Origin of the sequence: Vreelandella salicampi, assembly GCF_013415105.1 — a bacterium.
Lineage (GTDB): Bacteria > Pseudomonadota > Gammaproteobacteria > Pseudomonadales > Halomonadaceae > Vreelandella > Vreelandella salicampi.
Genome location: NZ_JACCDF010000004.1, coordinates 39,993 through 65,491, shown reverse-complemented (window position 1 = coordinate 65,491; position 25,499 = coordinate 39,993). Strand labels below are relative to the sequence as shown.

At 57.7% G+C, this 25,499-nt stretch carries 23 protein-coding genes; 12 read left to right on the top strand and 11 right to left on the bottom strand.

Annotated elements, in window-relative coordinates; all coding sequences use genetic code 11:
* Positions 1 to 82: 82 nt before the first annotated feature.
* The 6 genes from HZS81_RS06525 to HZS81_RS06500 all read right to left on the bottom strand — a co-directional run bounded on the left by HZS81_RS06525 (position 83) and on the right by HZS81_RS06500 (position 4,715).
* A complete protein-coding gene (locus HZS81_RS06525; protein WP_179929760.1) occupies positions 83 to 256 on the bottom strand; it encodes a DUF1289 domain-containing protein in 174 nt (57 codons plus the stop codon).
* Entirely contained in the window at positions 256 to 621 is a 366-nt protein-coding gene (locus HZS81_RS06520; RefSeq protein ID WP_179929759.1) for a hypothetical protein, read from the bottom strand. Before HZS81_RS06520 ends, HZS81_RS06525 begins: the two co-directional genes overlap by 1 nt.
* 40 nt (positions 622 to 661) lie before the next feature.
* On the bottom strand, positions 662 to 940 hold the full coding sequence (locus HZS81_RS18010) for a GTP-binding protein (RefSeq protein WP_241697407.1): 279 nt from the start codon (positions 938 to 940) through the stop codon (positions 662 to 664).
* A 190-nt stretch (positions 941 to 1,130) separates the two neighbouring features.
* Positions 1,131 to 2,294, bottom strand: coding sequence for an MFS transporter (locus HZS81_RS06510; protein WP_179929758.1), 1,164 nt, complete (start codon positions 2,292 to 2,294; stop codon positions 1,131 to 1,133).
* Entirely contained in the window at positions 2,285 to 3,289 is a 1,005-nt protein-coding gene (locus HZS81_RS06505; RefSeq protein ID WP_179929757.1) for a helix-turn-helix domain-containing protein, read from the bottom strand. Before HZS81_RS06505 ends, HZS81_RS06510 begins: the two co-directional genes overlap by 10 nt.
* 232 nt (positions 3,290 to 3,521) lie before the next feature.
* The gene (locus HZS81_RS06500) at positions 3,522 to 4,715 is read right to left on the bottom strand and encodes an E22 family MetX-like putative esterase (protein WP_179929756.1); all 1,194 of its coding nucleotides are present in this window, start codon (positions 4,713 to 4,715) and stop codon (positions 3,522 to 3,524) included.
* A 595-nt stretch (positions 4,716 to 5,310) separates the two neighbouring features.
* On the opposite strand from HZS81_RS06500, the gene HZS81_RS06495 reads away from it, so the two are divergent.
* Both HZS81_RS06495 and ilvN read left to right on the top strand, forming a co-directional pair.
* A complete protein-coding gene (locus HZS81_RS06495) occupies positions 5,311 to 7,035 on the top strand; it encodes an acetolactate synthase 3 large subunit (RefSeq protein ID WP_179929755.1) in 1,725 nt (574 codons plus the stop codon).
* Complete coding sequence (gene ilvN / locus HZS81_RS06490; RefSeq protein WP_179929754.1) at positions 7,035 to 7,526, top strand: acetolactate synthase small subunit; 492 nt, start codon at positions 7,035 to 7,037, stop codon at positions 7,524 to 7,526. Before HZS81_RS06495 ends, ilvN begins: the two co-directional genes overlap by 1 nt.
* A 98-nt stretch (positions 7,527 to 7,624) precedes the next feature.
* Here ilvN and recN read toward each other — a convergent pair whose 3' ends face one another.
* Positions 7,625 to 9,298, bottom strand: a complete 1,674-nt coding sequence (recN, locus tag HZS81_RS06485; RefSeq protein ID WP_179929753.1) for a DNA repair protein RecN — start codon at positions 9,296 to 9,298, stop codon at positions 7,625 to 7,627.
* A 199-nt stretch (positions 9,299 to 9,497) separates the two neighbouring features.
* Between recN and grpE the strand changes: the two genes are divergently transcribed.
* From grpE to HZS81_RS06465, 4 genes are all read left to right on the top strand, one after another.
* Positions 9,498 to 10,139 carry a nucleotide exchange factor GrpE gene (gene grpE, locus HZS81_RS06480; protein WP_179929752.1) on the top strand — a complete coding sequence of 214 codons (642 nt, stop codon included), beginning with the start codon at positions 9,498 to 9,500 and terminating at the stop codon, positions 10,137 to 10,139.
* Between the two features lie 172 nt (positions 10,140 to 10,311).
* Positions 10,312 to 12,237, top strand: coding sequence for a molecular chaperone DnaK (gene dnaK / locus HZS81_RS06475; RefSeq protein WP_179929751.1), 1,926 nt, complete (start codon positions 10,312 to 10,314; stop codon positions 12,235 to 12,237).
* Positions 12,238 to 12,337: 100 nt separating this feature from the next.
* Positions 12,338 to 13,492 (top strand): molecular chaperone DnaJ, encoded by a 1,155-nt coding sequence (gene dnaJ, locus HZS81_RS06470; protein ID WP_179929750.1) that lies wholly within the window; start codon positions 12,338 to 12,340, stop codon positions 13,490 to 13,492.
* A 176-nt stretch (positions 13,493 to 13,668) separates the two neighbouring features.
* A complete protein-coding gene (locus HZS81_RS06465) occupies positions 13,669 to 14,583 on the top strand; it encodes a DMT family transporter (RefSeq protein ID WP_179929749.1) in 915 nt (304 codons plus the stop codon).
* Here HZS81_RS06465 and HZS81_RS06460 read toward each other — a convergent pair.
* Genes HZS81_RS06460 through HZS81_RS06450 form a run of 3 tightly spaced genes read right to left on the bottom strand, consistent with a single transcriptional unit; the run spans position 14,561 to position 17,500 of the window.
* A complete protein-coding gene (locus HZS81_RS06460) occupies positions 14,561 to 15,310 on the bottom strand; it encodes an ABC transporter ATP-binding protein (protein ID WP_089703304.1) in 750 nt (249 codons plus the stop codon). The genes HZS81_RS06465 and HZS81_RS06460 overlap by 23 nt on opposite strands.
* A complete protein-coding gene (locus HZS81_RS06455; protein WP_179929748.1) occupies positions 15,304 to 16,383 on the bottom strand; it encodes a FecCD family ABC transporter permease in 1,080 nt (359 codons plus the stop codon). Before HZS81_RS06455 ends, HZS81_RS06460 begins: the two co-directional genes overlap by 7 nt.
* Complete coding sequence (locus HZS81_RS06450) at positions 16,373 to 17,500, bottom strand: ABC transporter substrate-binding protein (RefSeq protein ID WP_179929747.1); 1,128 nt, start codon at positions 17,498 to 17,500, stop codon at positions 16,373 to 16,375. Before HZS81_RS06450 ends, HZS81_RS06455 begins: the two co-directional genes overlap by 11 nt.
* A gap of 258 nt (positions 17,501 to 17,758) precedes the next feature.
* On the opposite strand from HZS81_RS06450, the gene HZS81_RS06445 reads away from it, so the two are divergent.
* The 5 genes from HZS81_RS06445 (at position 17,759) to greA (ending at position 24,169) form a co-directional block, all read left to right on the top strand.
* A complete protein-coding gene (locus HZS81_RS06445) occupies positions 17,759 to 18,040 on the top strand; it encodes a DUF2218 domain-containing protein (protein WP_179929746.1) in 282 nt (93 codons plus the stop codon).
* 100 nt (positions 18,041 to 18,140) lie between these two features.
* Positions 18,141 to 18,950 carry a 4-hydroxy-tetrahydrodipicolinate reductase gene (gene dapB, locus HZS81_RS06440; RefSeq protein WP_179929745.1) on the top strand — a complete coding sequence of 270 codons (810 nt, stop codon included), beginning with the start codon at positions 18,141 to 18,143 and terminating at the stop codon, positions 18,948 to 18,950.
* 294 nt (positions 18,951 to 19,244) lie between these two features.
* Complete coding sequence (carA, locus tag HZS81_RS06435) at positions 19,245 to 20,390, top strand: glutamine-hydrolyzing carbamoyl-phosphate synthase small subunit (RefSeq protein WP_179929880.1); 1,146 nt, start codon at positions 19,245 to 19,247, stop codon at positions 20,388 to 20,390.
* 75 nt (positions 20,391 to 20,465) lie between these two features.
* The gene (gene carB, locus HZS81_RS06430) at positions 20,466 to 23,696 is read left to right on the top strand and encodes a carbamoyl-phosphate synthase large subunit (RefSeq protein WP_179929744.1); all 3,231 of its coding nucleotides are present in this window, start codon (positions 20,466 to 20,468) and stop codon (positions 23,694 to 23,696) included.
* Positions 23,693 to 24,169 carry a transcription elongation factor GreA gene (gene greA, locus HZS81_RS06425; protein WP_179929743.1) on the top strand — a complete coding sequence of 159 codons (477 nt, stop codon included), beginning with the start codon at positions 23,693 to 23,695 and terminating at the stop codon, positions 24,167 to 24,169. The genes carB and greA overlap by 4 nt, the downstream gene beginning before the upstream one ends.
* Before the next feature lie 100 nt (positions 24,170 to 24,269).
* On the opposite strand, the gene yhbY is transcribed toward greA, so the two are convergent.
* Positions 24,270 to 24,596 (bottom strand): ribosome assembly RNA-binding protein YhbY, encoded by a 327-nt coding sequence (gene yhbY / locus HZS81_RS06420; protein WP_179929742.1) that lies wholly within the window; start codon positions 24,594 to 24,596, stop codon positions 24,270 to 24,272.
* A 99-nt stretch (positions 24,597 to 24,695) separates the two neighbouring features.
* Between yhbY and rlmE the strand changes: the two genes are divergently transcribed.
* Positions 24,696 to 25,343: a 23S rRNA (uridine(2552)-2'-O)-methyltransferase RlmE gene (rlmE, locus tag HZS81_RS06415; protein WP_179929741.1), complete on the top strand. Its 648-nt coding sequence runs from the start codon at positions 24,696 to 24,698 to the stop codon at positions 25,341 to 25,343.
* Positions 25,344 to 25,499: the final 156 nt, after the last annotated feature.

The following is a 25,499-nucleotide window of genomic DNA, read 5'->3' as shown; positions in this document are numbered from 1 at the left end:
GCCCCGAGCTTGAAGCGCGGCATCCATGGGTATCGCCGTGCGCTGAGCGGGGCCCCTATGCCAGGTAGTCTGGACCTAAACGCTATTTATTGAGCTTCTTGCGCCGCTGTTCGGCGCGCTTAAGGGTAGAGACTTTTTCGGGCCGCTTCATGGATTTCCAGTGACGGATCTCATCAATGCTGCGCCCACAGCTGGTGCACATGCCGCCTTTGAGCTGGCAAGTGGATACACACGGGCTGTCGATTTTCTTGGCCATCAGTGCCTCGCGGCGCGTGCGCGCAAGCGGCGCTGCCAGTCGCCACCGTGGGTGCGCTGGCACGCCTGCTCGCTATCAAAGTCGATATGCTGGGTAACGCTATCGAGCGCTACGCCCGCATCAACCAGGGCGTTGGCTGTCAAATCATGCAGACGCTGCTTGGTGTTACCCTTCAGCGCTGAGGACAGTTGCGCATCGGTATCAAATACCCAGGTAACGACAAGGCTTTCGGGAAAATGCTGGTAGTCGACGCAGTGGGTGAGCCACACAAACCCAACCACTTCCGCTTTGGCCTGCTCGCAGGCGTCGGTCAGCGAAGCGACGAGCTGTCGCTCCAACTTGCCGCGTTCCCGTTTGGCAATCATAAATTTTCCTGATAAAGGGTGTGACTGAAAGGTGGTGTGGCTAAGCACTAGCCCGCGACCGGGAGACACCCGGCAACACCTGTCTCCGCGCCAAACGCCAGCCAGTTGCCATCCGACGACCAGCACATGGTGCTAATGGCCCCATTGCCGGGTGGTTTAACGACGACGTCGCGATCGCGCAGGGGCTCTGCGATGGTGATGTGACCGTCATCGTAACTGATCGCGAGGATGGCGTGCTTGGGATCTCCGGCAACGGCGGTTTCTCAGAAAGAATGCGGTTGAGGAGCGTCGTTTTGCCCGACCCTAAATAACCTGTCAGTACGGTAACGGGGACCTGTCCTATGATGAGCTCCTACCTACTCGATATTTATTCTATGTTATAACATTTCTGAAAACGTTAAAGAACCATCTGAGCAGAAGCCCCTGGGAACCAACAAAAGAGTCGCTGGATAGTCGAACGAAAGACATTAGTTGATAGCGCGCACCAAAGTGCGTGCACTGGGGAATGTTTAAGCACTGGCTAGACGCATCCGACGCTGCCAAACCAGCACCGCCACCGGCACCAGCGCCACGGGAATCAACACCAGGTTCAGCGTCGCCCAGCCCAAATGGGTGACCAAGGGCCCGGCGAGCAGGGCGGTCGTGGCGGCGGTGCCAAACACTAAAAACTCGTTGGCGGCCTGGGTGCGGGCTTTATCCACCGGGCGGTAGCTCTCGGTGAGCAGCCCGGTGGCGGGCAGAAAGGTGAAGTTCCAGCCCAGGCCCAACAGAATCAGCGCCACGTTGAAACCTGCCAAGCCGACGCCCCCTTGAGCAGCCAAGGCACTCGCCACCAGCAGCAGGCAACCTGCCACGATAACCCGCTTGGCACCGAAGCGAGTGGCCAAATGGCCGGTAAAGAAGGAGGGTAAAAACATCGCCACCATGTGCCATTGGATGGTCATGGACACATGATTAAAGGGCTGGCCAGTCCCCGCCATGGCCAGCGGCGTGGCGGTCATGGCCAGGTTCATCACGCCGTAACCGACCATCGCCGCACTGGCCGCCACGATAAACCCAGGCTGGCGGAGTATTTTACCCAGCGGCAAGGCAATGCCGTCGCCATGAGTGCGCGCGGCCGGCGGTAATCGCGTCAGCATCAGCACGACTAACGCCAGCGCGTAGAGCGCAGCCAACCCCACAAAGCTGCCCAAAAAAGGTACCTCGCCCAGCTCACGGCTGACTCTGGCAAGCCACGGCCCGGCAAAGGCAGCCAGCACACCGCCGCCCATTACCCAACCAATCGCCCGGTCGCGCATCGGCGCGGGCGCGGCCTCCACCGCAGCAAAACGATACAGCTGGCCAAAACCGATGCCGATACCGATCAACCAGGTAGCGAGCAGAAACAGCACAAAGCGTTCGCTCATCAGCGCCTGAACGGCCACCAGCGCGCCCACCAAGCCTACTATGTTGCCCAGTATAAAGCCGCGCTTGCGACCCAGCCGGGCCATGATCAGCGAGGCCGGAATCGTCGCGCACATCAGCCCCAGCCACTGGGTAGCGACCGGCGCGGTGGACCATGACGCACTGGGCGCTAACGAGGCTCCAATTAGCGGCGAGACGGCAATCAGCAAGACATTGCCGGTGACCAGCAGCGCCTGACAGAACGATAACAGGGTGACGGTTAACGGCATGGGGTGCTCTCCTGAAGTGAGCCAGTGTGGGAAGACGCAAAGCGTTGGCGATAGACCGAGGGTGATACGCCGTAGTAGCGCTGAAACTGGCGGCGCAGTTGCTCGGCACCTCCCAGCCGCCAGCGCTGGGCAAGGCGCTCAAGGGATACATTTTCGCGCTCGTTGAGCAGCGTCAGGCGCGCTTGTTCAAGGCGCAGCTGGGTTAAGTAGGCGCCGGGGGTCGTATTTAAGTAACGCTTAAACAGCCGGGTTAAATGGCGCGGGGAGACCGCCATCAAGTCAGCCATGCTCTCAAGCCCGTGATCCCCACTGGGGTCGGCGTGGAGTTGATCCAGCAAGCGGCGCAGCGGGCCCGCCTCTTGTTGGTGTCGCAGTATCTCGCTGAACTGCGACTGTCCACCTGGGCGTTGCAAAAACACCACCAGCTCACGTGCCACTCGACCGGCTAGATCAGCACCGTGATCTGCCTCTACCAGCGAAAGCGCCAAGTCAATTCCCGCCGTTACGCCTGCGCTGGTATAGCGACCGTTGCTTTCGACATACAACGCATCGGGCTCGACGCTTAGCGCGGGGTACTCATCGGCCAATTGAGCCACATGCCGCCAATGAGTCGTCGCGTGACAACCATCCAGCAACCCCGCAGCGGCTAACAAAAACGCCCCGGAACAGATCGACCCAAGCCGCCGAACCCGTGGGGCAGCCTCACAAAGCGCCTGTTTAACGGCGGCTTTTTCACACTGCCGCATCACGCCACTGCCGCCCGTTACCAACAGCGTATCCAGGGGCAGCAAATGGGTAAGTTGGTGGTAGGTGTGCGTAGCATGCACGGCTAGGCCGCCGTTGGTGACTACCGGGCCGACGGCATCGGCGACCAGGGTCAACTGATAGAGCGGCTGGGGGCTTAGCGCATTGGCGCTGGCAAACACCTGCCAGGGGCCGCTGACATCCAGCAGTTGGCAGTCGGGGTAGGCAAATAGGGCAACATGGCGAGTCACAGTCTCTCTCCGCTAACGGGGCATCGAAGCATTAGAGAGAGTGTCAGCGCTGCGGCTTATGTCGGCAAGGACGATTACCCCACCGATTCGGACATAGGTCGCTCTGCCCGTTTGGCTGATGGGCGCGCCTTCCATCCTGCGCACGCTGGCCACAAAGGTGTCGTGGCTCGCCGTGTAATACAGTCGTGAAAGCCTTCTGTAAGCTATCTGCTCACTGAGCTGCCTCGCTTTCTTACTGCAAAAACTCCTGCAACGTATCGCTAGCCTGGTCGATGGAAACGACACCATCGAGGTGGCCTCGATTGCCTTCCAGGGTTTCAAGCGTCACCTCGCTGCCGCCTTCCTCAATAAGTTCAGCGGTATGGAGTACGCCTTCAGGGGCGAAGACGAGGTCGTTTTCGCTGTAGAGCATCAGCGTGGGGGCGTCGATGGCTTCAAGCCCCGTTTCTAGAGAGTCGCCATAGCCCGCCATAAAAGTTTGGTTGGCGCGAACCAGATACAGGAAATGGTTGGCGTCGGACGTTTCCGCACGTGCAGCGGCAATGTCATCCAACGTTTGCTCAATGGCGTAGTTGGCGTTGATATCCTGAGCGGGGTCGCGCTCTTCATCGGCCCAGTCACGGTTAAAGGTGTCGTTGGCCCACTGCCAATGGTTGGCATTGAGTGTGACGAGCTTGAGCGCTTCTTTTAGTCCATCGGTGGGCGGTTCGCCGTCGTAGTAGTCGCCTTCGTTCCAGTTGGCATCCAGCCGAATGGGCGCTGCCCAAGCGCTCAATGTCGCCAGCAGCCAGGGGTCGGCAACACCGGCGCCAATCACGGAGATAAGGCGGTCGACCCGTTCAGGGTAGGCGCTGGCCCACTCAATCGCCTGGAGCGCTCCCATCGATGCCCCCATGACCGCGTGCAGCGATTCAATGCCTTGGCTTTCTAACAATTCGCGCTGCACCTCGACAAAGTCACGGATAGTCACGACAGGAAAGTCCATTCCCCAGGGTTCGCCCGTTTCGGGGTTGATGGAAGCAGGCCCGGTGGTCGTCACGTTGGGATCATTGGCATTCAGGTTAACCAGCGTGTCCGAGGAGATGATGTAGTACTCATCGGTATCCAGTGGCTTACCGGGGCCTATGATCGCATCCCAGTATCCGGTTGGCTCGCCGTCAGGATCATAGCGGCCTGCCGCATGGCTGGTACCCGAGAAAAAGTGGGTAATCAAAATGACGTTATCGCGGGCGTCGTTGAGTTCACCGTATGCCTCCCAGCCCACGTTTACTTCGGGGATGGTTTCTCCCCCTTGGGTAGTGAAGTTATCTATCTCGAAGTTCTGCTTTTCGACCAGACCGTCCCACGCCATTAGCGATGAAGAGGCAACCAGGCCAATGCAGATAAAAGCGGACGTTAGCAGAGGGTGTCGTTGAATAAGCGCCATTAGCTTTCCTTAATTACGTTCATTGTGATTGTTGTTGGCCACCTGTAATGGCCACCCTCTCAGCCTAGCTATTTTTAGCGCATTTGAAACGGATTTAACTCATTTAACGCATTGGCTTGTTGCATCACTATGCGCTGACGAGAGGAGAGTGCGCGGCAAGCAGTCGGTGGCTGCGATCATCGCCTGATTGACCACGTATCAGGCGTTATTGGGTCTTAAGAGGCCGCCGTTTGATGGGTTTGGCTGTCATTTCGTCACGTAACGGCGGCGAGAGGTTGACATGCCAAGGGCGCTAATGGAATCTTGTCAGTTCCTGATTTGCGGGCGCGGAACCAACGGGCAATCCCCTATCCCCGCGCGAAGGGTGGGCGAATGCCTTTACCCGCCGAAGGACTTCCGGGCTTGGGCTAACCGCCCGACCTGGCCAACGCCCCGACGCGGCGATCTGCCGTGAGAGAGTGCAGGCCCTAACCGGGTCTAATGCCAGGGTTTGGCATCAGGTGCCGGCGTAACCGGCAGCGGCATACCGCCGCACTCGAAGAAAACAGGCATCCGGCCTGTGTATGGCACTCGAGACCTCCAGGGGAGAAACACTGTGGAACTGCTTTCCGGCGCAGATATGATCGCCCGCTTCTTGCAAGATGAGGGCGTTGAGTACATTTATGGTTATCCCGGCGGTGCCGCGCTGCATATTTATGATGCGCTGTTCCGCCAAGACAAAGTGAAGCACATTTTGGTGCGTCATGAGCAGGCTGCCACCCATGCTGCTGATGGCTTTGCTCGCGCCTCGGGCAAGCCCGGCTGTGTGCTGGTTACCTCCGGCCCCGGCGCGACCAATGCGGTCACCGGCATTGCCACCGCCTATATGGATTCGATTCCGTTGGTGGTGCTGTGCGGCCAGGTCATGAGCCACCTGATTGGCGATGATGCTTTCCAAGAGACCGATATCGTGGGCGTGACCCGTCCAATCGTGAAGCATAGCTTCTCGATTCGGCACCCGTCTGAAATCCCCGAGGTGCTGAAAAAGGCGTTCTACCTCGCGGCGACCGGTCGCCCCGGTCCGGTCGTGGTCGATATCCCCAAAGATATGACCGCCCCCACCGAGCGTTACGAATACGTCTACCCCAAAAAGGTCAAGATGCGTTCGTACAACCCGGTCACGCGTGGACATACTGGGCAGATCAAAAAAGCCGTGGAGTTGATGCTCAAGGCCAAACGCCCAGTGTTTTACACCGGCGGCGGGGTGGTGACCGGCAAGGCAAGTGAAGGGTTGACCGATTTGGTCAAGCAGCTGGGCTTCCCGATTACCACCACGCTGATGGGCATTGGCGCCTATCCGCAAAGCGACCAGCAGTGCTTGGGCTGGCTGGGTATGCACGGCTCCTATGAGTCAAACATGGCCATGCACCACGCGGATTTGATCATTGCCATCGGGGCGCGCTTTGATGACCGAGTGACCAATAACACCTCGAAGTTCTGCCCCACGGCCAAGATCATTCACGTCGACGTTGACCCCAGTTCGATTTCCAAGACCGTGCGAGCCGATGTGCCGATTGTCGGTCCGTCCTCCAGCGTAATCAACGAGATGATCAGCTTGGTGCAGGGGAAATCGATCACTAGCCCCGAGGCCCTCACTGATTGGTGGCAGCAGATCGATACGTGGCGCGCGGATCGCGAAGGCAAACTCTACGAGCCTTCCAAGCCGGGTGAGGTGTTAAAACCGCAGGAAGTGGTCGAAGCATTATGCCGCGTGACGCGTGGCGAGGCATATGTCACCACCGATGTGGGCCAGCACCAGATGTTTGCGGCGCAGTACTACAAGTTCGACAAGCCTAACCGCCTGATTACCTCCGGCGGGCTCGGCACCATGGGGTTTGGTTTTCCGGCGGCGATGGGGATCAAGCAGAACTACCCTGACGACGACGTGGTGTGCGTCACCGGCGAGGGCAGTTTCCAGATGATGATGCAGGAACTCTCCACCTGTAAGCAGTACGGTGTGGGGGTGAAAATCGTCAATCTCAATAACGCCTCGCTAGGCATGGTGCGCCAATGGCAGGATTTGAACTACAAATCCCGTCACGCTCACTCTTATATGGAGTCGTTGCCCGACTTCCATATGTTGATCGAAGCGTACGGTTTTACCGCGATTACCGTGAACACCATTGACGAGCTGGAGCCGGCACTGGAGCGAGCCTTCGCCGATAAGCACGAGCTTGTGTTCCTCGATGTGAAGGTTGACCCTTTTGAGCACGTCTACCCAATGCAGGTGCCGTTAGGCTCCATGCGTGACATGCTGCTGTCTAAAACGGAGCGTACCTAATGCGTCATATCATCTCGATTCTGATGGAAAACGAACCGGGTGCTCTGTCGCGTGTGGTCGGTCTGTTTTCGCAGCGTAACTTCAACATCGAAACGCTTAACGTAGCACCCACGGAAGACCCGTCACTATCGCGTTTGACCGTCACCACGGTAGGCGATGATCGCGTGATTGAGCAGATCACCAAGCATCTCAACAAGCTGATTGACGTGGTCAAACTGGTGGATCTCACCGAGGGCAACCACATCGAGCGCGAACTGATGCTGGTGAAAGTGAAAGCGCTGGGTGCTGCGCGTGATGAGGTCAAGCGCACGGCGGATATCTTTCGGGCGCAGGTCGTTGACGTCACGCCGAGCCTCTACACCGTGCAGATTACCGGTGACGCGACGAAGCTGGATGCGTTTCTCAACGCGATGGCGCCACTGGGCATTCTTGAAGTGGCGCGTACCGGCGTTTCGGGCATTGCCCGCGGCGATAAGGTGCTGTCGCTGTAACGCGTGAGTGACCGAGTTAGCGTGCTTTAGCGCTATAAAAGAAAAATGCCCGCGCCGTGGAAACGGGGCGGGCATTGTTTTGCAGGCTTTGCTGGCAATCAGTGCGGTGGGCGTTGGCTGGCGTGGAGCATTTCGCGGGCGTGGGCCAGCGTCTGGTCTGAGAGATTAACCCCGCCGAGCATACGCGCCAACTCGCTCACGCGGCCGCCTTCGTCGAGCAGGGCCATATGGGTGAGCGTGGTGTTGCGCTTGGCGCGCTTTTCGATATGCAGGTGCTGGTGAGCCTGGGCTGCTACTTGCGGTAAATGCGTCACCGTCATGACCTGCCCATTGTCGCCGAGCTTACGTAGTAGCTGGCCGACGATTTCCGCCGTGGCGCCCGAAACCCCCACATCCACTTCGTCGAAAACGAGGCTCGGCGTTGTGGAATGGTTCGCGGCCACCACTTGAATCGCCAGGCTGATGCGGGAAAGCTCCCCGCCCGAGGCAACTTTTGCCAGCGGCCGCGCGGGTTGGCCGGGGTTGGCGCTGATCAAAAACTGTACGCGGTCTAACCCTTCGGGAGCGGGGGTGTCACGGCTTTCCAGGGCGACCTTGAAGCTTGCCTTGTCCATGGCCAAAAAGGCCAATTGCTGCTGCACTTCTTTACCCAGCCGCGTCGCGGCCTTTTGCCGGGCGTCGCTGAGCGCTTTGGCCTCGCCACGGTAGCGCTCGCGCAAGGATTCGACGTCCGCGCTTAGCGCATCCAGGTCGCTATCGCTGGCGTCGAGCTGGTTGAGCTCTTGGCTCAATTGCTGGTGCTGCGCGTAGAGCTCTTCGGGAGAAACATGGTGCTTGCGCGCTAAGCGATGGATATCGCCTAAGCGGTCCTCCACCCAGGCTAAACGCTCAGGATCGAGTTCGGTGTGGCCGGATAGCCGCGCGAGCTCGCTGGTGGCTTCCTCAATCTGAATTTGCGCGTCGCTCAGCATGGCAAGCGTGTTGGCCAGGGCGCCCTTGTCGCTACCGGGTAGCGCACTCAAGTGCTGATGGGCGCGGTGTAACAGCGATAGCGCGCCACCGTCATCATCAGCGCAGCAGTCGGCGGCAAACTGCGTTTCGCGCAAGATTTCTTCGGCGTGGGCGAGCTGAAGCTGCTCGTCCTCAAGCGTAGGCAGCTCGTCTTCTTCTAAGGCGAGCTGGTCAAGTTCCTCGACTTGATAGCGCAGTAGCTGGCGTTTGGCCTCAATTTCGCTACCTGCTTCGCTGAGTTTTTTCAGCCGCCGGCGGGCGCTGTGCCAGGCACGAAACGTGTCGGCGAGCTGGAGGGTTTTGCCATTGAGCCCCGCATAATCGTCAAGTAGCGAAAGATGCGTCTCTTCGCGCATCAGGGCTTGGTGAGCGTGCTGGCCGTGAATCTGGATCAAGTGCTCACCCAGGGCTTTGAGGTCGCTCACGGTGGCGGGCTGCCCGTTGATCCACGCTTTGGAGCGTCCGTTTGCCGTAACCACACGGCGCAGCAAGCACTCATCGGCGGGCAACTCGCGCTCACTCAACCAGGCTTGTGCCGCCGGGAGATGGTGGATATCAAAGCGCGCCGAGAGGTCGGTGCGCTCGCAGCCGTGACGCACGCTGCCTGCATCGGCCCGTTCGCCAAGGCAGAGCCCCAAGGCGCCGAGAAGAATCGATTTGCCGGCGCCGGTCTCGCCGGTAATCGCTGTCATGCCGCCGGTAAGATCAAGTTCCAAATGGTCAACGATGGCGAAATCCTGGATGGCTAACTGGGTCAGCATGGTTCCTCCTGGCGCCGGGCTATACGGGTTTGAAATTATATACAGTGGTTAATTTATACAGTAGCCGATTTCACACTGCAATGCTTGTTGTGAAGCGGCTTTTTCAAGAGAAATGCATTGACCACTTGAGTTGAATGTCTTGGCCCCCATATACCCTGCAAACCGCAACTGACCAATGTTTTCCGTTTAGGAGTAACGCATGGCTAAAGAACCCCAAACCCCGCTAGACGAAGAGCTCACGCGCGAAGAACAAGAGCAGGAAGCCGAAACGCCGGAGCAACAGGCCAAGGAGCGCCTTGAAGAAGGCGAGCTAGAAGGCCTGATCGAAGACGAAGGCGATACCGTCGCGACGTCATCGGATAACCCCGAGGCGGAGGTCTTGGCAGCGGAAGTCGAGGAGCTAAAGCAGAGTTTGTCTGAGGCCAAAGATCAAGCGCTGCGCGAAGCGGCCGAAGCGCAAAACGTGCGCCGTCGTGCTGAACACGAAGCGGAAAAGGCGCGTAAATTCGCCCTGGAGAAGTTTGTCAAAGAGCTTCTGCCGGTGGTCGATAGCTTGGAGAAAGCGCTGGAGTCGATGGAGAGTGAAGCCTCCGAAGCCCACCGTGAAGGTGTTTCCATGACGCTAAAAATGCAGCTTGATGTGCTGAATAAATTCGGCGTCGAGTCGGTGGAGCCTCACGGCGAGCCTTTTGACCCACAGGTACACGAGGCAATCACGATGGTGCCTAATCCTGAGGTGGAACCCAACACGGTGATGGAAGTGATGCAGAAGGGCTATCTGCTTAATGGCCGCTTGGTTCGTCCAGCGATGGTGGTGGTAAGTCAAAAAGCTGGCGAATAGGCATAAAAAAGCCCTTGAAATGCCGCAAGCCACCCCCAAATAAAGGGTCAACCACGCGGTAACTATCGCAGTAACTATTTCAGTGACTCGCGCAAAAGCTATTGCATATCGGCCGCTAACGTAAAGACACAACGTATATTCACGTTTAACTAACGAATTTGAGGTTTCTACTATGGGACGCATTATTGGTATTGACCTGGGCACTACAAACTCTTGTGTAGCAGTGCTCGATGGTGACAGCGCCAAGGTTATCGAAAACGCCGAGGGCGGCCGTACAACGCCGTCTATCATCGCCTATACCGACGATGGTGAAACGCTGGTGGGTCAGGCGGCGAAACGCCAAGCCGTGACCAACCCGGAAAACACTCTGTACGCCATCAAGCGTCTGATCGGTCGTCGCTTTAAAGACGACGTCGTTCAGAAAGACATCAAAATGGTGCCGTACAAAATCACCGAAGCCGATAATGGCGACGCCTGGGTTGAGGTGAAAGGCAAGAAAATGGCACCGCCGCAGGTTAGCGCGGAAGTGCTGCAGAAAATGAAGAAAACCGCCGAAGAGTATCTCGGCGAAGAAGTCACCGAAGCGGTCATCACCGTGCCGGCTTACTTCAACGACAGCCAGCGTCAGGCAACCAAAGACGCCGGCCGCATCGCAGGCTTGGATGTTAAACGCATCATCAACGAGCCGACCGCAGCGGCACTGGCCTACGGTATGGACAAGTCGCGCGGCGATAAAACCATCGCGGTATACGACCTGGGCGGCGGTACCTTCGACATCTCCATTATCGAAGTCGCTGACGTTGACGGCGAAACTCAGTTTGAGGTGCTGGCCACCAACGGCGACACCTTCCTGGGCGGCGAAGACTTTGACCTGGCGCTGATCAACTATCTGGTCGACCAGTTCAAGTCCGACAGCGGTATCGATCTTTCCGGCGACAATCTCGCCATGCAGCGCCTGAAAGAAGCCGCTGAGAAAGCCAAGATCGAGCTTTCAAGCGCTCAACAGACTGATGTGAACCTGCCGTACATCACGGCGGATAACACCGGTCCTAAGCACTTAAACGTTAAAGTGACGCGCGCCAAGCTGGAAGCGCTGGTGGAAGACCTGGTGCAGCGCTCGCTCGAGCCGTGCAAGGTCGCGCTGAAAGACGCCGGTTTGTCAGCGTCTGAAGTGGATGAAGTCATCCTGGTCGGCGGTCAGACCCGCATGCCGCAGGTGCAGAAGAAAGTCGCTGACTTCTTCGGTAAGGATTCGCGCAAAGACGTCAACCCGGATGAAGCGGTTGCAGTTGGTGCGGCGATTCAGGGCGGCGTACTCGGCGGCGACGTGAAAGACGTACTGCTCCTTGACGTCACACCGCTCACCCTGGGTATTGAAACTCTGGGCGGCGTGATGACTCCGCTGATCGAGAAGAACACCACCATCCCGACGAAGAAGACGCAAACCTTCTCCACCGCGGATGACAACCAGACCGCCGTGACCATTCACGCGGTACAGGGTGAGCGTAAGCAGGTTTCGCAGAACAAGTCGCTGGGTCGTTTTGACCTTGCCGACATTCCGCCGGCACCGCGTGGCGTGCCGCAGATCGAAGTTGCGTTTGATCTCGATGCCAACGGTATCTTGAACGTTTCAGCGAAAGACAAAGCGACCGGTAAAGAACAGTCGATTGTTATCAAGGCGTCTAGCGGTCTGTCCGAGGACGAAGTCGAACAGATGGTGCGCGATGCTGAAGCGCACGCCGACGAAGACAAGAAGTTTGAAGAGCTGGTGCAGCTACGCAACCAAGCGGATGGCATGATCCACGCCACCCGCAAGACGCTGGAAGAAGCCGGTGACAAGGCCACCGATGATGAGAAACAAAACATCGAAACGGCCATCGCCGAGCTTGAAGAAGCGACGAAAGGTGACGATCAGGACGACATCCAGAAGAAACTGGATGCGCTGACCGAAGCCTCAGGCCAGCTGGCGCAGAAGATGTACGCCGAGCAAGCTGAAGGTGAGCAAGCGGGTGGTGAAGGTGCCGAAAGCGCCAAGCCGGAAGACGACGTGGTTGACGCTGAGTACGAAGAAGTCAACGACGATCAGAAAAAGCAGTAATCACCCCCTTTCTGCCAAGGAAAGCGGTGACGCGGGAGACAACTCCCGCGTTGCTGTTTCCGCAGCTGAGATGCGTAGCTAACCAGGAGGCGTAGGACCCATGTCCAAACGCGATTATTACGAAGTCCTGGGGGTCGATAAAGGGGCCGATCAGAAAGAGATCAAGAAAGCTTACCGCCGCCTGGCGCAGAAGTATCACCCCGATCGAAACCCGGACGATGACTCCGCCGCTGAGAAGTTCCGCGAGGTGTCAGAAGCGTACGAAGTCTTAACCGATAGCGAAAAGCGTGCCGCTTATGACCAATTTGGCCATGCCGGTGTCGACGGCCAAGGCGGCGGTTTTGGCGGTGGCGGTTTCGGCGGCGGTGGTGCCGGCGATTTCAGCGATATCTTCGGCGATGTGTTCGGCGATATCTTTGGTGGTGGCGGCGGACGTCGTCGTGGCCCCAACGCCCCCGCACGAGGTTCCGATCTGCGCTACAACCTAGAGTTAGATCTGGAAGACGCGGTATTCGGTACGACAGTGGATATCCGCGTGCCACGGCATATTAACTGTGACCGCTGTGACGGTGACGGCGCCGAGCCGGGCTCTAGCAAAGAGACGTGCCCGACCTGTGCTGGCCACGGTCAGGTGCGTATGCAGCAGGGCTTTTTCGCCGTGCAGCAAACCTGCCCGACCTGCCATGGCTCTGGCCAGCACATCAAAGTGCCGTGCCACAAATGCAACGGCGAAGGGCGTGTTCGTGAGACGCGTACCCTCTCGGTCAAGATTCCCGCAGGTGTGGATACCGGTGATCGTATTCGCCTTAACGGCGAGGGCGAAGCCGGCATCAACGGTGGGCCGCCGGGTGATCTTTACGTGCAGGCCAATATCAAGCCGCACCATATCTTCCAACGTGAAGGCAGGCACTTGCAGTGCGATGTGCCGATCAACTTTGTTGATGCCTCCCTTGGGGGAGAATTGGAAGTACCCACGCTTGATGGTCGGGTGAAACTGAAGATTCCGCCGGAAACGCAAACCGGTCGGATGTTCCGCCTCAAAGGCAAGGGCGTAAAACCGGTCCGTGGCGGCGCCCCCGGCGATCTCTTGTGCAAGGTCGTGCTAGAAACTCCCGTCAATCTCAACGACGAGCAGAAAGACCTGTTACGTCAGCTACAAGAGAGCTTTGACGGCAGCAATAGCCACAGCCACTCACCCAAGAAAACCGGCTTCTTCGACAACGTGAAGAAGTTCTTTGAAGAGATGAAGCCGTAAACGGCAGTACGTTGTCGTGCATTATCAACGCCCCATTGCCGCAAAGGTGATGGGGCGTTTTTTATGTAACCATCGCCATTAAGGGTTCCATTCGAGACATTAATGCGTCGTAATAGCGTTTGGCGATCAGGTGCTCAGTTTAACATTGACTTATTGGCGCATAAGGATATTGACGAATGCAGGGAGATGGAGAAACGCGCCCCGGCTTGGGGATTGTGTTACGCGTGCTTTCTGGCGCGCTGTTTACCGGCATGTTGGTATGTATCAAGGCGGTGAGTGACGAGGTGCCAGTGGGGCAGTCGGTGTTTTTCCGCTCGTTGTTTGCCTTGTTGCCCATCGTGGTGTTTTTGATGTTGCGCCGGGAGTTCCCTCAAGGGTTGGCCACGCGTCGTCCGCTGGGGCATGCATTACGCTCGGGGTTAGGGGCGGCGGCAATGTTTGCCTCCTTTGCGGCGGTGGCGCTACTGCCAGTCGCCGAGGCGACACTATTAGCCCAGCTAACGCCGGTCTTTATGGCGGTAGGTGGTGTGCTGCTGCTGGGCGAGCGCTTCTCGCTTAATCGTGCGGGTGGCGTAGTGCTGGCGCTTGCTGGGGTCGCCGTGCTGATCTTGCCTGGGCTCAATGCCAGTTCCAGTAGTGGCCAAGTGGCCGGTTACGCGCTGGGGGCACTGAGTGCGCTATTAACCGCTGGGGCGTTACTAACCGTGAGACGTATTTCGCGAACGGAGAGTGCCGCCTCAATCGCTTTCTACTTTATTTTGGTGGCGGCGCTGGCCGGATTGGCAACGCTCCCGCTGGGTTGGGCAGCGCTCAGTCGGGTGGAGTTTGCGCTTTTAGTGCTATCGGGCCTGTTTGGTGGTGCCGCGCATATTGCGATGACATTAGCCCTGCGCTACGCCGAAGCGTCACGTTTGGCACCTTTTGAATATATTGCCCTGGTGTGGCCCGTGCTCGCCGATTGGGTGCTGTTTGGCATACCGGTCTCCAGCGGCTTCCTGCTAGCGCTCCCGTTGATGTTAAGCGGGGTAGCGCTAGCGGCGATGGAAGGGCGGCGGCTTAGGTTAAGGGCTAAACGGCCTCTTCGACAATAAGCTGAAGGCGGCCCTTTGAGCATGGCTCGATGCGCGCCTCTACGCGATACACCTGACGCAGCAACGTTGGGGTAATCACGTCTGCGGTGGGGCCGCAGGCAATTAAGCGGCCATTCTCAAGCATCATGGCAGCATCAGCGAAGCGCAGCGCGTGCCCAAGGTCGTGCAGGGCGACCATAATCAGCATATTGCGTTCGTCGGCAAGTCGCCTAAGTACGCCTAGCAGATTGATTTGGCGGTTAAGGTCGAGTGCCGAGGTAGGTTCATCCAGCATCAAAATATCCGGCTCTTGAACTAGGGCCTGAGCGGCGCTCACCAGTTGGCGCTGCCCGCCGCTCAAGTCGCCTATATCGCGTTCGCCGAGCGCGCTGATATTGAGCTCTGAAAGCGCACGGTCGACCTGAGCCAAGTCTGCCGCCTGCACTTTAAGGCTGCGCCCTTGCATGCGTGCCAAGAGCACCGACTCATACACCGTCAGCACTGCTTTAGCGCCCGTCTCCTGGGGCATGTAGGCCACCGGGCGTTCGGCGTTTGTGCCGCTGATGGCAACCTCACCTTCGCCTTTGAGCAGTCCTAATATGCGTCGAAAAAGCGTCGACTTGCCTGCGGCATTAGGGCCAAGTAGTGCCACCACTTGCCCGCCTTGAAAACAAGGGGTGGTGATATCCTGCACAATAGGATGACGCCCGTAACGGGCAGAAACGTGGTTCAGCTGTAGGGTTACCATGAAGCCTTCTTGTGGTTAAGCACGAGAAACAGAAAGAAGGGGATGCCCACCAGGGAGGTAATAATCCCAATGGGAATAATGGTGCCTGGAATAATGATTTTGGAAATCACCGAGCCAACAGACAGAATCAGTGCACCGCAAAGGGCGGAGCCGGGCAAAAAGAAGCGCTGATCTTCGCCTAGCAGAATGCGTGCAATATGCGGCCCGACTAAACCAATAAAGCCAATGGTGCCGACAAAGGCCACGGCAATGGCGGCCAGCAACGACACCAGCACCAGTACTTCTAAGCGCAGTGACCGGGGCCTTACGCCCATGCTTTCGGCTTTAGCGTCGCCCAGGCGCATGGCGGTAAGTGCCCAGCCGTGGCGCGCAAGCAAAGGCATTACGGTGGCCAGCACACCAAGCGCAATCCAAAATTTCGGCCAGGTGGCTTTGGTCAAACTGCCCATGGTCCAAAACACCACAGCGGCCACGGCCTGTTGGCTGGCAAAAAACTGAATCAGCGCCATCAGCGAATTGAAAATAAACACCATGGCAATGCCGAGCAAGACGATGGTTTCCACCGTTACGCCACGCTTAAGGCTTAGGGCATGAATCAGAAAAGCCGTCACCATGGCCATCAAAAACGCATTGATGGGCACGACGTACTCGATGGCGGTGGGAATAATCGCAACGCCAAAAGCGAGCCCCAGGGCAGCGCCAAAGCTCGCCCCGGCGGAGATCCCCAGAGTGAACGGGCTGGCCAGCGGGTTGCTCAGAATGGTTTGCATCTGGGCACCGGCCACCGAGAGACTGGCGCCGACCACGAGCGCCATCAGTGCTACCGGCATGCGTATCTCCCAAAGGATGACACGCGCCTGCTGGCTGACGTTGTCAGGGGTGAGCAAGGCAGCGATCACTTCGCCCAGGCTATAGCGCGCCGGACCAAGGGCTAGATCAACGCACAGGCTGAAAAATAGCGCTAAAACCAGTGCCGCCAGAATCATCTGGCGGCGAAATACCTGGCTGCGATAAAAAGCACGCCCCTGTGAATCCGGCGCGTTAGGTGTTGTCGCAATGCTTTCAGTCGTCATTCAAGGATAACCAGTAGCCGGGTTCGTAGTCGATGGGCAAAAAGCGATCATGCAGTTCAGCCATGGTGGCTTCCGGATCCAGGTCGGTAAACAGGTCAGGGTGCAGCCACTTCGCCAATTGCTGGATGGCGACAAAATAATAGGGGCTGTTGTAGAACTGGTGCCAGATGGCGTGGACATTATCCGACTCGACCGCCTGAATGCCGGTCATGGCAGTGCGCTCAGTGAGGGCCTCGAGCTTGGCCTGCGCCTTCTCCATGTCAGCGCCAGGCCCGACGCCGACCCAATCACCGCCCGGCACGTAGGCATCCCAACTGCCGCCGGTTACGACCATGTGATCTGGATTGGCGGCGATAATTTGCTCGGGATTCAACGTTCCGAAGGTGTTGGGGATAATATCCGCGGCAATGTTGGTACCACCTGCCAGGGCGACGTATTCGCCAAAGTTGGCAGGGCCAAAGCTCATGCAGCACTCGTCCGAGTAGCCGCCTGCCCGGTCAATGAATGCGCTGGGACGCTCGGGGTCGGCCTGCTCGATGACATCGGTTACCCGCGCCATCTGTTCTTCCGCGAACGCGATAAAGTCCTCGGCGGCGGCTTCTTCGCCCATTAGCTTACCGATGATCCGCATAGAGGGAATGGTGTGCGCGATGGGATCTTCACGAAAATCCACGTAAACAATGGGAATATCCAGCTCGGCCAACTTGTCGTCGTAGCCGGCGTCTTCGGTGGCGGCTTTTGCTTCAAGGTTCATCAGCACGACGTCGGGTGTCAGTGACGCGGCCTGCTCCACATCGAAGGTGCCGTCCTTGAACCCGCCAAAGGTGGGGATCGCTTCAATTTCCGGGAAGCGCTCAGCGTAGCGAGCATAGTTGTCAGGGTCTGCCTGGGAAAAGTCTTCCCGCCAGCCGACCACATGGGCAAACGGGTCTTCAGGTTCGAGTAACCCCAGCAGATAAATTTGCCGACCTTCGCCTAAGATAACTCGCTCGGCGGGGGCATCTAACGTGACTTGGCGACCGGTAACGTCGGTCACGGTGATGTCGTCAGCGGCAGCGGTGGCGCAACTCAATACGGATAGAGCACCGAGCAGAATTTTAGAGATGTGGGTAGCCATAAATGCCTTTATAACCAGTTGATAAATTAAGCTGATGGGAGAGCGTCTGCGCCATCCATCCAGACGAGCAGGTAATAAAATATGTTCTGCGTATAATTCGCATTCTCAAGGGTTGCCATTATTGCGGAAACCGCAGCGGCTGTCGAGATGCTGCTCGTGAATGCTTTGTTGCAGCGAACGCCCAGCCGTTGCTTGGCATCTTGGAGGTGCGCGCACTAAGCTAATGGATATCACTCGCTACCGATGCGGAGAATCCTCATGTCCCTATCCCGTGCTGAAATCGCCACGCCCTCTGGCGAGCACTTGATTGATCGCTTATGCAAGCATTGGGCGCCTGAATTTGAGGTTGAACACTCAGCGCAAGAGGCAAGAATTGCCTTTGCGTCGGGTACTTGCCTGATGCGAGCCGATGAAGAAACGCTGGCGGTGGCGATTGAGACGCTTGAAGAAGAACACCTGGATACGTTGGAAGGCGTAGTGGAGCGCCAGCTAATGCAGGTGGCGGGGGATGAGGCGCTGGTCATCATTTGGGAAAACTAACCGCTGGCCTGAGGCACGGATTCCCTCCACGCGTCTGCTATAATCGCGGTCACTTTTTTATCTCTAGTAGATCCCAAACAACGCACGCGCAGGAGTTTCCATGACCCGAATTGCCATTGTAGGCGTGGCTGGCCGTATGGGCCGTACATTAGTCAACGCCGTTGAGCAGGACGCTGGAGCCACCTTGGCCGGTGGTGTAGTAGAGCCTGGTAGTTCGCTTGCCGGGGTCGATATTGGCGAGTTAGCGGGTATCGGCAAAAAAGGTGTGGCCGCGGTGGATTCGCTCGAAGCGCTGGCGGACGACGTCGAGGTGTTGATCGACTTCACGGCCCCTAAGGTCACGCTTTCCAATCTGGCGTTCTGCGCCGAGCACGGCAAGCGCATGGTGATCGGCACCACCGGCATGAGCGACGACGAAATTGCTGAGCTTGACGGCTTCCGCAACCGAGTACCCATGGTATTTGCCCCGAATATGAGCGTGGGCGTGAACCTGACGCTGAAACTTTTGCAGACCGCCGCCAAAGCGCTGGGCGATGAAGGCTACGATATCGAAGTGATCGAATCGCACCATCGCCATAAAGTCGACGCACCCTCGGGCACGGCGCTAAAAATGGGCGAAGTCGTGGCCGAGAGTTTAGGGCGCAATCTTAAAGAGCACGGCGTGTTCGAGCGAGTCGGCCAGTGCGGGCCGCGTAGCGATAAAGAGATCGGCTTTGCCACCGTGCGCGCGGGCGATATTGTCGGCGAGCACACGGTGATGTTTGCCACCGAAGGCGAGCGCATCGAGATCACTCACAAGGCGTCAAGCCGCATGACCTTTGCCAAAGGCGCCGTACGCGCCGCGCGTTGGGTTGCCGATAAAGACAGCGGCCGTTACGACATGCAAGACGTGCTTGGCTTGGGGGATTGAGGCTTAGCTCCGTGGTGCTTGGATAACGGGGCTAGCCGCTGGCGCCAAAATCCTGTAACATTTCAAAAATTTTGGCCGGGTGGCGAATAAAGCAGCCCGCTGCATCAGTGTGATGGAGCATGATGGCCGCATCATGGAAAAGAACAACAAGCGGGATGAGACCGGTTTTTTGATCGGCTTCGTCCCGCTTTTTTACGACTCGACGTTTGCCCGCAAACGCTGTTACCGGAACGCTGCGCCTGCGCCCAAGGGCGCTTATCCAGCATGGGAGGATATGTCTTGAATAACCCCGCATTGAGCAAACCCGCGATATTGGCCTTAGAAGATGGCAGTGTGTTCCACGGCACCGCCATCGGCGCCGAAGGAAAAACCAGCGGTGAGGTGGTGTTCAATACGGCCATGACTGGCTATCAAGAAATCCTCACCGACCCCTCCTATACCCGCCAAATCGTCACCCTGACTTACCCCCATATCGGCAATACCGGCGTTAACGCCGAAGACGTTGAGTCCGGCGCGATTGCCGCTGCGGGGCTGGTGATTCGCGATTTGCCGCTGCTCGCCAGCAGCTTTCGCAGTGAGCAGACGCTGTCGGATTATCTAACAAGCCAGAACGTTCTGGGCATTGCCGATATCGACACCCGCCGGCTAACGCGCATTTTGCGTAACAAAGGCGCACAAAACGGGGCGATTCTGGCGGGCGCTGAGGCAGAGGGCGATGACGCCGTTGAGCGCGCGCTGGCCGCTGCCAAGGCGTTCCCCGGGCTTAAGGGCATGGACCTGGCCAAGGTGGTTTCCTGCCAGTCGCCCTACGAGTGGAGCGAAGGCGAATGGGCGTTGGGTGAGGGGTACCAAGACGCTACTACCATCGAGCGACCCTTCCATGTGGTGGCTTACGATTACGGCGTTAAGCGCAACATTCTGCGCATGCTGGCCTCGCGTGGCTGCCGTTTGACCGTGGTGCCGGCGCAAACCCCCGCCGCCGAGGTGCTGTCCATGAACCCGGATGGCGTCTTTCTCGCCAACGGCCCCGGTGACCCGGAACCCTGCGACTATGCCATCAAGGCAATTCAGGAAATCCTGGAAACCCAAATGCCGGTATTTGGTATTTGCCTCGGTCATCAGCTCTTGGCGCTGGCGAGTGGCGCCAAAACGGTGAAGATGAGCCACGGCCACCACGGTGCCAATCATCCGGTGCAGGACGTCGACACCGGCACGGTAATGATCACCAGCCAAAACCACGGTTTTGCCGCTGACGAAGCGAGTCTGCCCGCCAATGTGCGCGCCACGCACCGCTCGCTATTTGATGGCACCTTGCAGGGGATCGAGCGCACCGACCGCCCGGCCTTTAGCTTTCAAGGCCATCCGGAAGCGAGCCCCGGCCCGCGCGACGTGGCGCCGCTGTTTGATCGTTTCGTCTCCATGATGTGGGCGCGCCGTTAAGTCGTTCGCGACAACCGCCGCGCGAAAGCCGTTCCAGATTCGTCGTTATTCGTCACCATTTTTGCGGGAACCGATATGCCTAAGCGTACCGACATAAAAAGTATTCTGATTATTGGCGCTGGCCCGATTGTCATCGGCCAGGCCTGCGAGTTTGACTACTCCGGCGCCCAGGCGTGTAAAGCGCTGCGTGAGGAGGGCTTCCGTGTCATTTTGGTTAACTCCAATCCGGCGACCATCATGACCGACCCGGCGATGGCCGATGCCACCTACATCGAGCCGATTACCTGGCAGGCGGTCGAGAAAATCATCGAAGCCGAGCGTCCGGACGCCATCTTACCCACCATGGGCGGGCAGACCGCGCTGAACTGCGCGCTGGACCTGGAAAAGCAAGGCGTGCTGGCCAAGTACGGCGTCGAGATGATCGGCGCCAACGCTGATGCCATCAATATGGCCGAAGACCGCGATCTGTTCGATCAGGCCATGAAACGCATTGGTTTGGAGTGCCCGAAAGCCAAGGTCGCGCACAGCATGGACGAGGCCTGGGAAATTCAGGCCGAGCTGGGCTTCCCGACGATCATTCGCCCGTCCTACACCATGGGCGGCTCCGGCGGCGGCGTGGCGTACAACAAGGAAGAATTCGAGGAAATCTGTACCCGTGGGTTCGAGCTTTCCAATAACCACGAGCTGCTCATTGATGAGTCGCTGCTGGGCTGGAAAGAGTACGAAATGGAAGTGGTGCGCGATAAAAACGACAACTGCATCATCGTCTGCGCGATTGAAAACTTCGACCCCATGGGGATTCATACCGGTGACTCAATCACCGTCGCGCCTGCGCAAACGCTGACCGACAAAGAGTATCAGATCATGCGCGACGCCAGCCTTGCGGTGCTGCGCGAGATTGGCGTTGAGACCGGGGGCTCCAACGTGCAGTTCGGTATGGACCCGCAAACCGGGCGTCTGGTGGTGATTGAGATGAACCCGAGGGTGTCGCGTTCATCGGCGTTGGCATCAAAAGCGACCGGCTTCCCGATTGCCAAGATCGCCGCCAAGCTGGCGGTGGGTTACACCCTGGACGAGCTTCAGAACGACATCACCGGCGGGCAAACGCCGGCGTCGTTTGAGCCGTCGATCGACTACGTGGTCACCAAAATCCCGCGGTTCACCTTCGAGAAATTCCCTCAGGCGAATGATCGCCTGACCACGCAGATGAAATCAGTGGGCGAGGTGATGGCGATTGGCCGCACCTTCCAGGAATCGCTGCAAAAAGCCTTGCGCGGCATGGAAACCGGTAACGATGGCCTTGACCCGATCATTACCGATTTTACCCCCGAGAATATGACGATTATTCAGGGCGAACTGCAGGCAGCGGGCGCGGAACGTATCTTCTATGTCGCCGATGCTATGCGTGCGGGAATGAGCGTCGATGAGGTCTTTGCGCTGACCAATATCGACCGCTGGTTCTTGGTTCAGATGGAAGACTTAGTGCTCACCGAACGGGCGGTGAGTCAGCGCTCACTCTCGGATTTTTCTGCCCGTGAGCTGTATCAGCTTAAGCGTAAAGGCTTCTCTGACGCGCGCTTGTCCAGCCTGCTGGGCGTATCGGAAAAAGAGTTTCGCAAAACGCGCCAAAAGCACGGTATTCGCCCGGTTTACAAGCGAGTCGATACCTGTGCGGCGGAGTTCGCGTCAGATACCGCCTACATGTACTCTACTTATGAAGAGGAGTGCGAGGCGGAGGTGTCTGATCGCCAGAAGATTATGGTCCTCGGTGGCGGGCCCAATCGTATCGGTCAGGGCATTGAGTTTGACTACTGCTGTGTTCACGCCGCGTTTGCGATGCACGATGACGGCTATGAAACCATCATGGTCAACTGCAACCCTGAGACCGTTTCCACCGATTACGATACCTCTGACCGCCTATATTTCGAGCCGGTGACCCTGGAAGACGTGCTCGAAATCGCCGATAAAGAGAAGCCGGTGGGCGTGATCGTCCAGTTTGGCGGCCAGACGCCGCTCAAGCTCGCGCGTGAACTCGAAGCTGCTGGCGTGCCGATTATCGGCACCACGCCGGACGCCATCGACCGTGCCGAAGACCGCGAGCGCTTTCAGCAAATGATCGACAAGCTCGGCCTCAAGCAGCCGCCCAATGCCACGGCGCGCAGCTTTGAGGAGGCGTTTACCAAGGCCGAGAAGATTGGTTATCCGCTGGTGGTGCGCCCAAGCTACGTGCTCGGCGGCCGCGCTATGGAGATTGTCTACGACGCTTCGGAGCTTGAGAACTACATGACCCATGCGGTCAAGGTCTCAAATGATTCCCCGGTGCTGCTGGATCACTTTTTGAGCGCAGCGGTTGAGATCGATATCGACGCGGTGTCGGACGGTCAGCAAGTGGTAATTGGCGGTATCATGCAACACGTGGAGCAAGCGGGTGTTCACTCCGGTGATTCTGCCTGCTCGCTGCCGCCCTATTCGCTGCCGGCTGACGTGCAAAATGAGATGCGCGAGCAGGTTAAGCGTATGGCGGTGGAGCTCGGCGTTAAAGGGCTGATGAACGTGCAGCTGGCCTGGCAGGATGGCGAGATCTACGTGATCGAGGTCAATCCGCGCGCCTCGCGTACCGTGCCGTTTGTGTCTAAGTGCATTGGCACCTCGCTAGCGCAGGTTGCCGCGCGCTGTATGGCGGGTAAAACCCTTGCCGAGCAGGGCTTCGAGCGTGAGATCGTGCCGCACTTCTACAGCGTCAAAGAAGCGGTGTTCCCGTTTAATAAATTCCCCGGCGTTGACCCGATTCTCTCTCCCGAAATGAAATCTACCGGTGAGGTGATGGGCTCGGGCGATACCTTTGCTGAAGCGTTCTTTAAGGCGCAGCTCGGCGCGGGCGAGGCGATCCCGGCGCTTTCCGGTGATCGCAAAGCATTTCTCTCGGTACGTGAGCCTGACAAGGAAGGGATTATCGAAGTGGGGCGTTCTCTGCTAACATTGGGCTTTACGCTATGTGCAACGCGCGGAACAGCTGCCGCATTGGAAGCAGCTGGACTTAGTGTCACGCACGTCAACAAAGTCTACGAAGGCCGCCCCCATATCGTCGATCTGCTTAAGAACGACGAAATCGCCTACATCGTCAATACCACTGAAGGTCGCCAAGCGATTAATGACTCTTCAGTGATTCGCCGTACTGCTCTCGCGCGCAAGGTGCCCTATGCGACCACCTTGGCGGGCGCTAATGCCGTTTGCATGGCGCTAGAGTACGGACGGGAGATTACGGTGCGGCGCCTTCAGGAATTGCATGCAGGAGCAAGTCAATGAATAAGGTCCCGATGACGGTTGCGGGCGAAAAAAGTCTTCGTGATGAACTCAATCATCTCAAGGGTGAGGCTCGCCCTCAGGTGATTGCGGCCATCGCTGAAGCACGTGAGCACGGCGACCTTAAGGAAAACGCCGAATATCACGCCGCGCGTGAGCAGCAGGGGTTTATTGAAGGGCGTATCCAGGAGATTGAAAGTAAACTCTCTAGCGCCCAAGTGATCGATGTGACCAAGCTGCCGCAAACCGGCAAAGTGATCTTCGGCGTTACCGTCGAGCTTTTAAACCTCGATACCGATGACGAGGTGACCTATCGCATCGTCGGCGAGGACGAGGCGAATATTAAACAAGGGCGCATTTCCGTCACCTCGCCCATCGCGCGTGCGCTGATCGGTAAAGAAGTTGGCGACGTGGTCGCAGTGAAAACGCCGGGCGGTGAAGTCGAGTACGAAATCGAGAGTGTCGAGCACATTTAAAGCCCTTTGGGTCTGTGCCGCACCGCTCAATGTAAAACGCCCCGCTGCTGTTGGCAGTGGGGCGTTTGCTTGTGACTTACACGCTTGATGTGATGAGACGTTATCGACGCCCGTGATGATTCTCGAAACGTGTGATGTTGGAAAGTTTCGGGTTCGCCTGCGGATTATGGCGATAAAGTAACGCAACCTTGCCGATGGTTTGGATCTGTTCGGCTTGGCTTGCGTTAATTAGCTCTTCCAGCATGGCGGCGCGGTCATCGCGCTCGGGCAAGGCAAGCTTAACTTTGATCAGCTCATGGTCGCGTAAGGCGCGGCCGAGCTCCGCGAGCAAATTCTCCGAAACGCCGTTTTCCGAAACGGTCACGACCGGATTAAGGTGGTGGCCAATGCTACGGAATGCTTTCTTTTGTGCCTGTGACAAGCTCATGGTATCTTGCGGTATCCCAGTTTGCGCTTAACGCTCCATCTTACGGCGAAATGCCGCTAGGTGAAAGCGCTCATCCCGACTTATACGATTAGATTCCCCATGCAGCAAAAGCCCAAAGGCGGTAAGCGCCAAGCAAGTAAAGCCAGCGGCAGCTGGATGAAAGAGCATTTTGACGATCCTTACGTCAAACAGAGCTGGCAGGATGGCTATCGCTCTCGGGCGAGTTACAAGCTGCTAGCGTTGGATGAAAAAGATAAACTGTTTCGCTCTGGGATGACGGTCATCGACCTCGGTGCCGCGCCGGGTGGGTGGAGCCAAGTCGCCGCAGAAAAGGTTGGTTCCGACGGTGTAGTGATCGCCTCGGATATCCTGGAGATGGACGCGCTAGCCGGCGTTGACTTTATACAAGGCGATTTCACCGAAGAGAGCGTGCTTAACGCGATTCTCGAACGGCTAAACAATCGCCCTGTTGACCTTGTGATGTCGGACATGGCCCCCAATATGAGTGGTATGGCGGCAATCGACCAGCCTCAGGCCATGTATTTGGTGGAGCTGGCACTGGAGCTTGCGCGTGATACGCTTTCACCCGGTGGGCGCTTTGTGGCCAAGGTTTTTCAAGGTGAAGGGTTTGATGCGTACTTAAAAGCGCTGCGCGGCGACTTTAACAAGGTTGTCACGCGTAAGCCGGAGGCTTCTCGGGCACGTTCAAGAGAAGTGTATTTACTCGCTGACGGATTTAACGGCTAATGCACGCGGTGTGCGGCGCGTTACATTGCAGATAGTGATGCTCTATCAACGCGATTGCCAGACAGGTAATCGCAATGTATGCCACAGTGTGTCTGTGAAGCTTTAAGTTTTAGACGCGTGGCATTACTGGCCCAAAGTGTAAGCGCTTTGGCAATG

What these genes read in the sequence shown, in the direction of transcription:
- HZS81_RS06525 (WP_179929760.1), bottom strand. Translation starts at nt 256, where the DNA reads ATGGCCAAGAAAATCGACAGCCCGTGTGTATCCACTTGCCAGCTCAAA.
- HZS81_RS06520 (WP_179929759.1), bottom strand. Translation starts at nt 621, where the DNA reads ATGATTGCCAAACGGGAACGCGGCAAGTTGGAGCGACAGCTCGTCGCT.
- HZS81_RS06510 (WP_179929758.1), bottom strand. Translation starts at nt 2,294, where the DNA reads ATGCCGTTAACCGTCACCCTGTTATCGTTCTGTCAGGCGCTGCTGGTC.
- HZS81_RS06500 (WP_179929756.1), bottom strand. Translation starts at nt 4,715, where the DNA reads ATGGCGCTTATTCAACGACACCCTCTGCTAACGTCCGCTTTTATCTGC.
- ilvN (WP_179929754.1), top strand. Translation starts at nt 7,035, where the DNA reads ATGCGTCATATCATCTCGATTCTGATGGAAAACGAACCGGGTGCTCTG.
- recN (WP_179929753.1), bottom strand. Translation starts at nt 9,298, where the DNA reads ATGCTGACCCAGTTAGCCATCCAGGATTTCGCCATCGTTGACCATTTG.
- grpE (WP_179929752.1), top strand. Translation starts at nt 9,498, where the DNA reads ATGGCTAAAGAACCCCAAACCCCGCTAGACGAAGAGCTCACGCGCGAA.
- dnaK (WP_179929751.1), top strand. Translation starts at nt 10,312, where the DNA reads ATGGGACGCATTATTGGTATTGACCTGGGCACTACAAACTCTTGTGTA.
- dnaJ (WP_179929750.1), top strand. Translation starts at nt 12,338, where the DNA reads ATGTCCAAACGCGATTATTACGAAGTCCTGGGGGTCGATAAAGGGGCC.
- HZS81_RS06465 (WP_179929749.1), top strand. Translation starts at nt 13,669, where the DNA reads ATGCAGGGAGATGGAGAAACGCGCCCCGGCTTGGGGATTGTGTTACGC.
- HZS81_RS06460 (WP_089703304.1), bottom strand. Translation starts at nt 15,310, where the DNA reads ATGGTAACCCTACAGCTGAACCACGTTTCTGCCCGTTACGGGCGTCAT.
- HZS81_RS06455 (WP_179929748.1), bottom strand. Translation starts at nt 16,383, where the DNA reads ATGACGACTGAAAGCATTGCGACAACACCTAACGCGCCGGATTCACAG.
- HZS81_RS06450 (WP_179929747.1), bottom strand. Translation starts at nt 17,500, where the DNA reads ATGGCTACCCACATCTCTAAAATTCTGCTCGGTGCTCTATCCGTATTG.
- HZS81_RS06445 (WP_179929746.1), top strand. Translation starts at nt 17,759, where the DNA reads ATGTCCCTATCCCGTGCTGAAATCGCCACGCCCTCTGGCGAGCACTTG.
- dapB (WP_179929745.1), top strand. Translation starts at nt 18,141, where the DNA reads ATGACCCGAATTGCCATTGTAGGCGTGGCTGGCCGTATGGGCCGTACA.
- carB (WP_179929744.1), top strand. Translation starts at nt 20,466, where the DNA reads ATGCCTAAGCGTACCGACATAAAAAGTATTCTGATTATTGGCGCTGGC.
- greA (WP_179929743.1), top strand. Translation starts at nt 23,693, where the DNA reads ATGAATAAGGTCCCGATGACGGTTGCGGGCGAAAAAAGTCTTCGTGAT.
- yhbY (WP_179929742.1), bottom strand. Translation starts at nt 24,596, where the DNA reads ATGAGCTTGTCACAGGCACAAAAGAAAGCATTCCGTAGCATTGGCCAC.
- rlmE (WP_179929741.1), top strand. Translation starts at nt 24,696, where the DNA reads ATGCAGCAAAAGCCCAAAGGCGGTAAGCGCCAAGCAAGTAAAGCCAGC.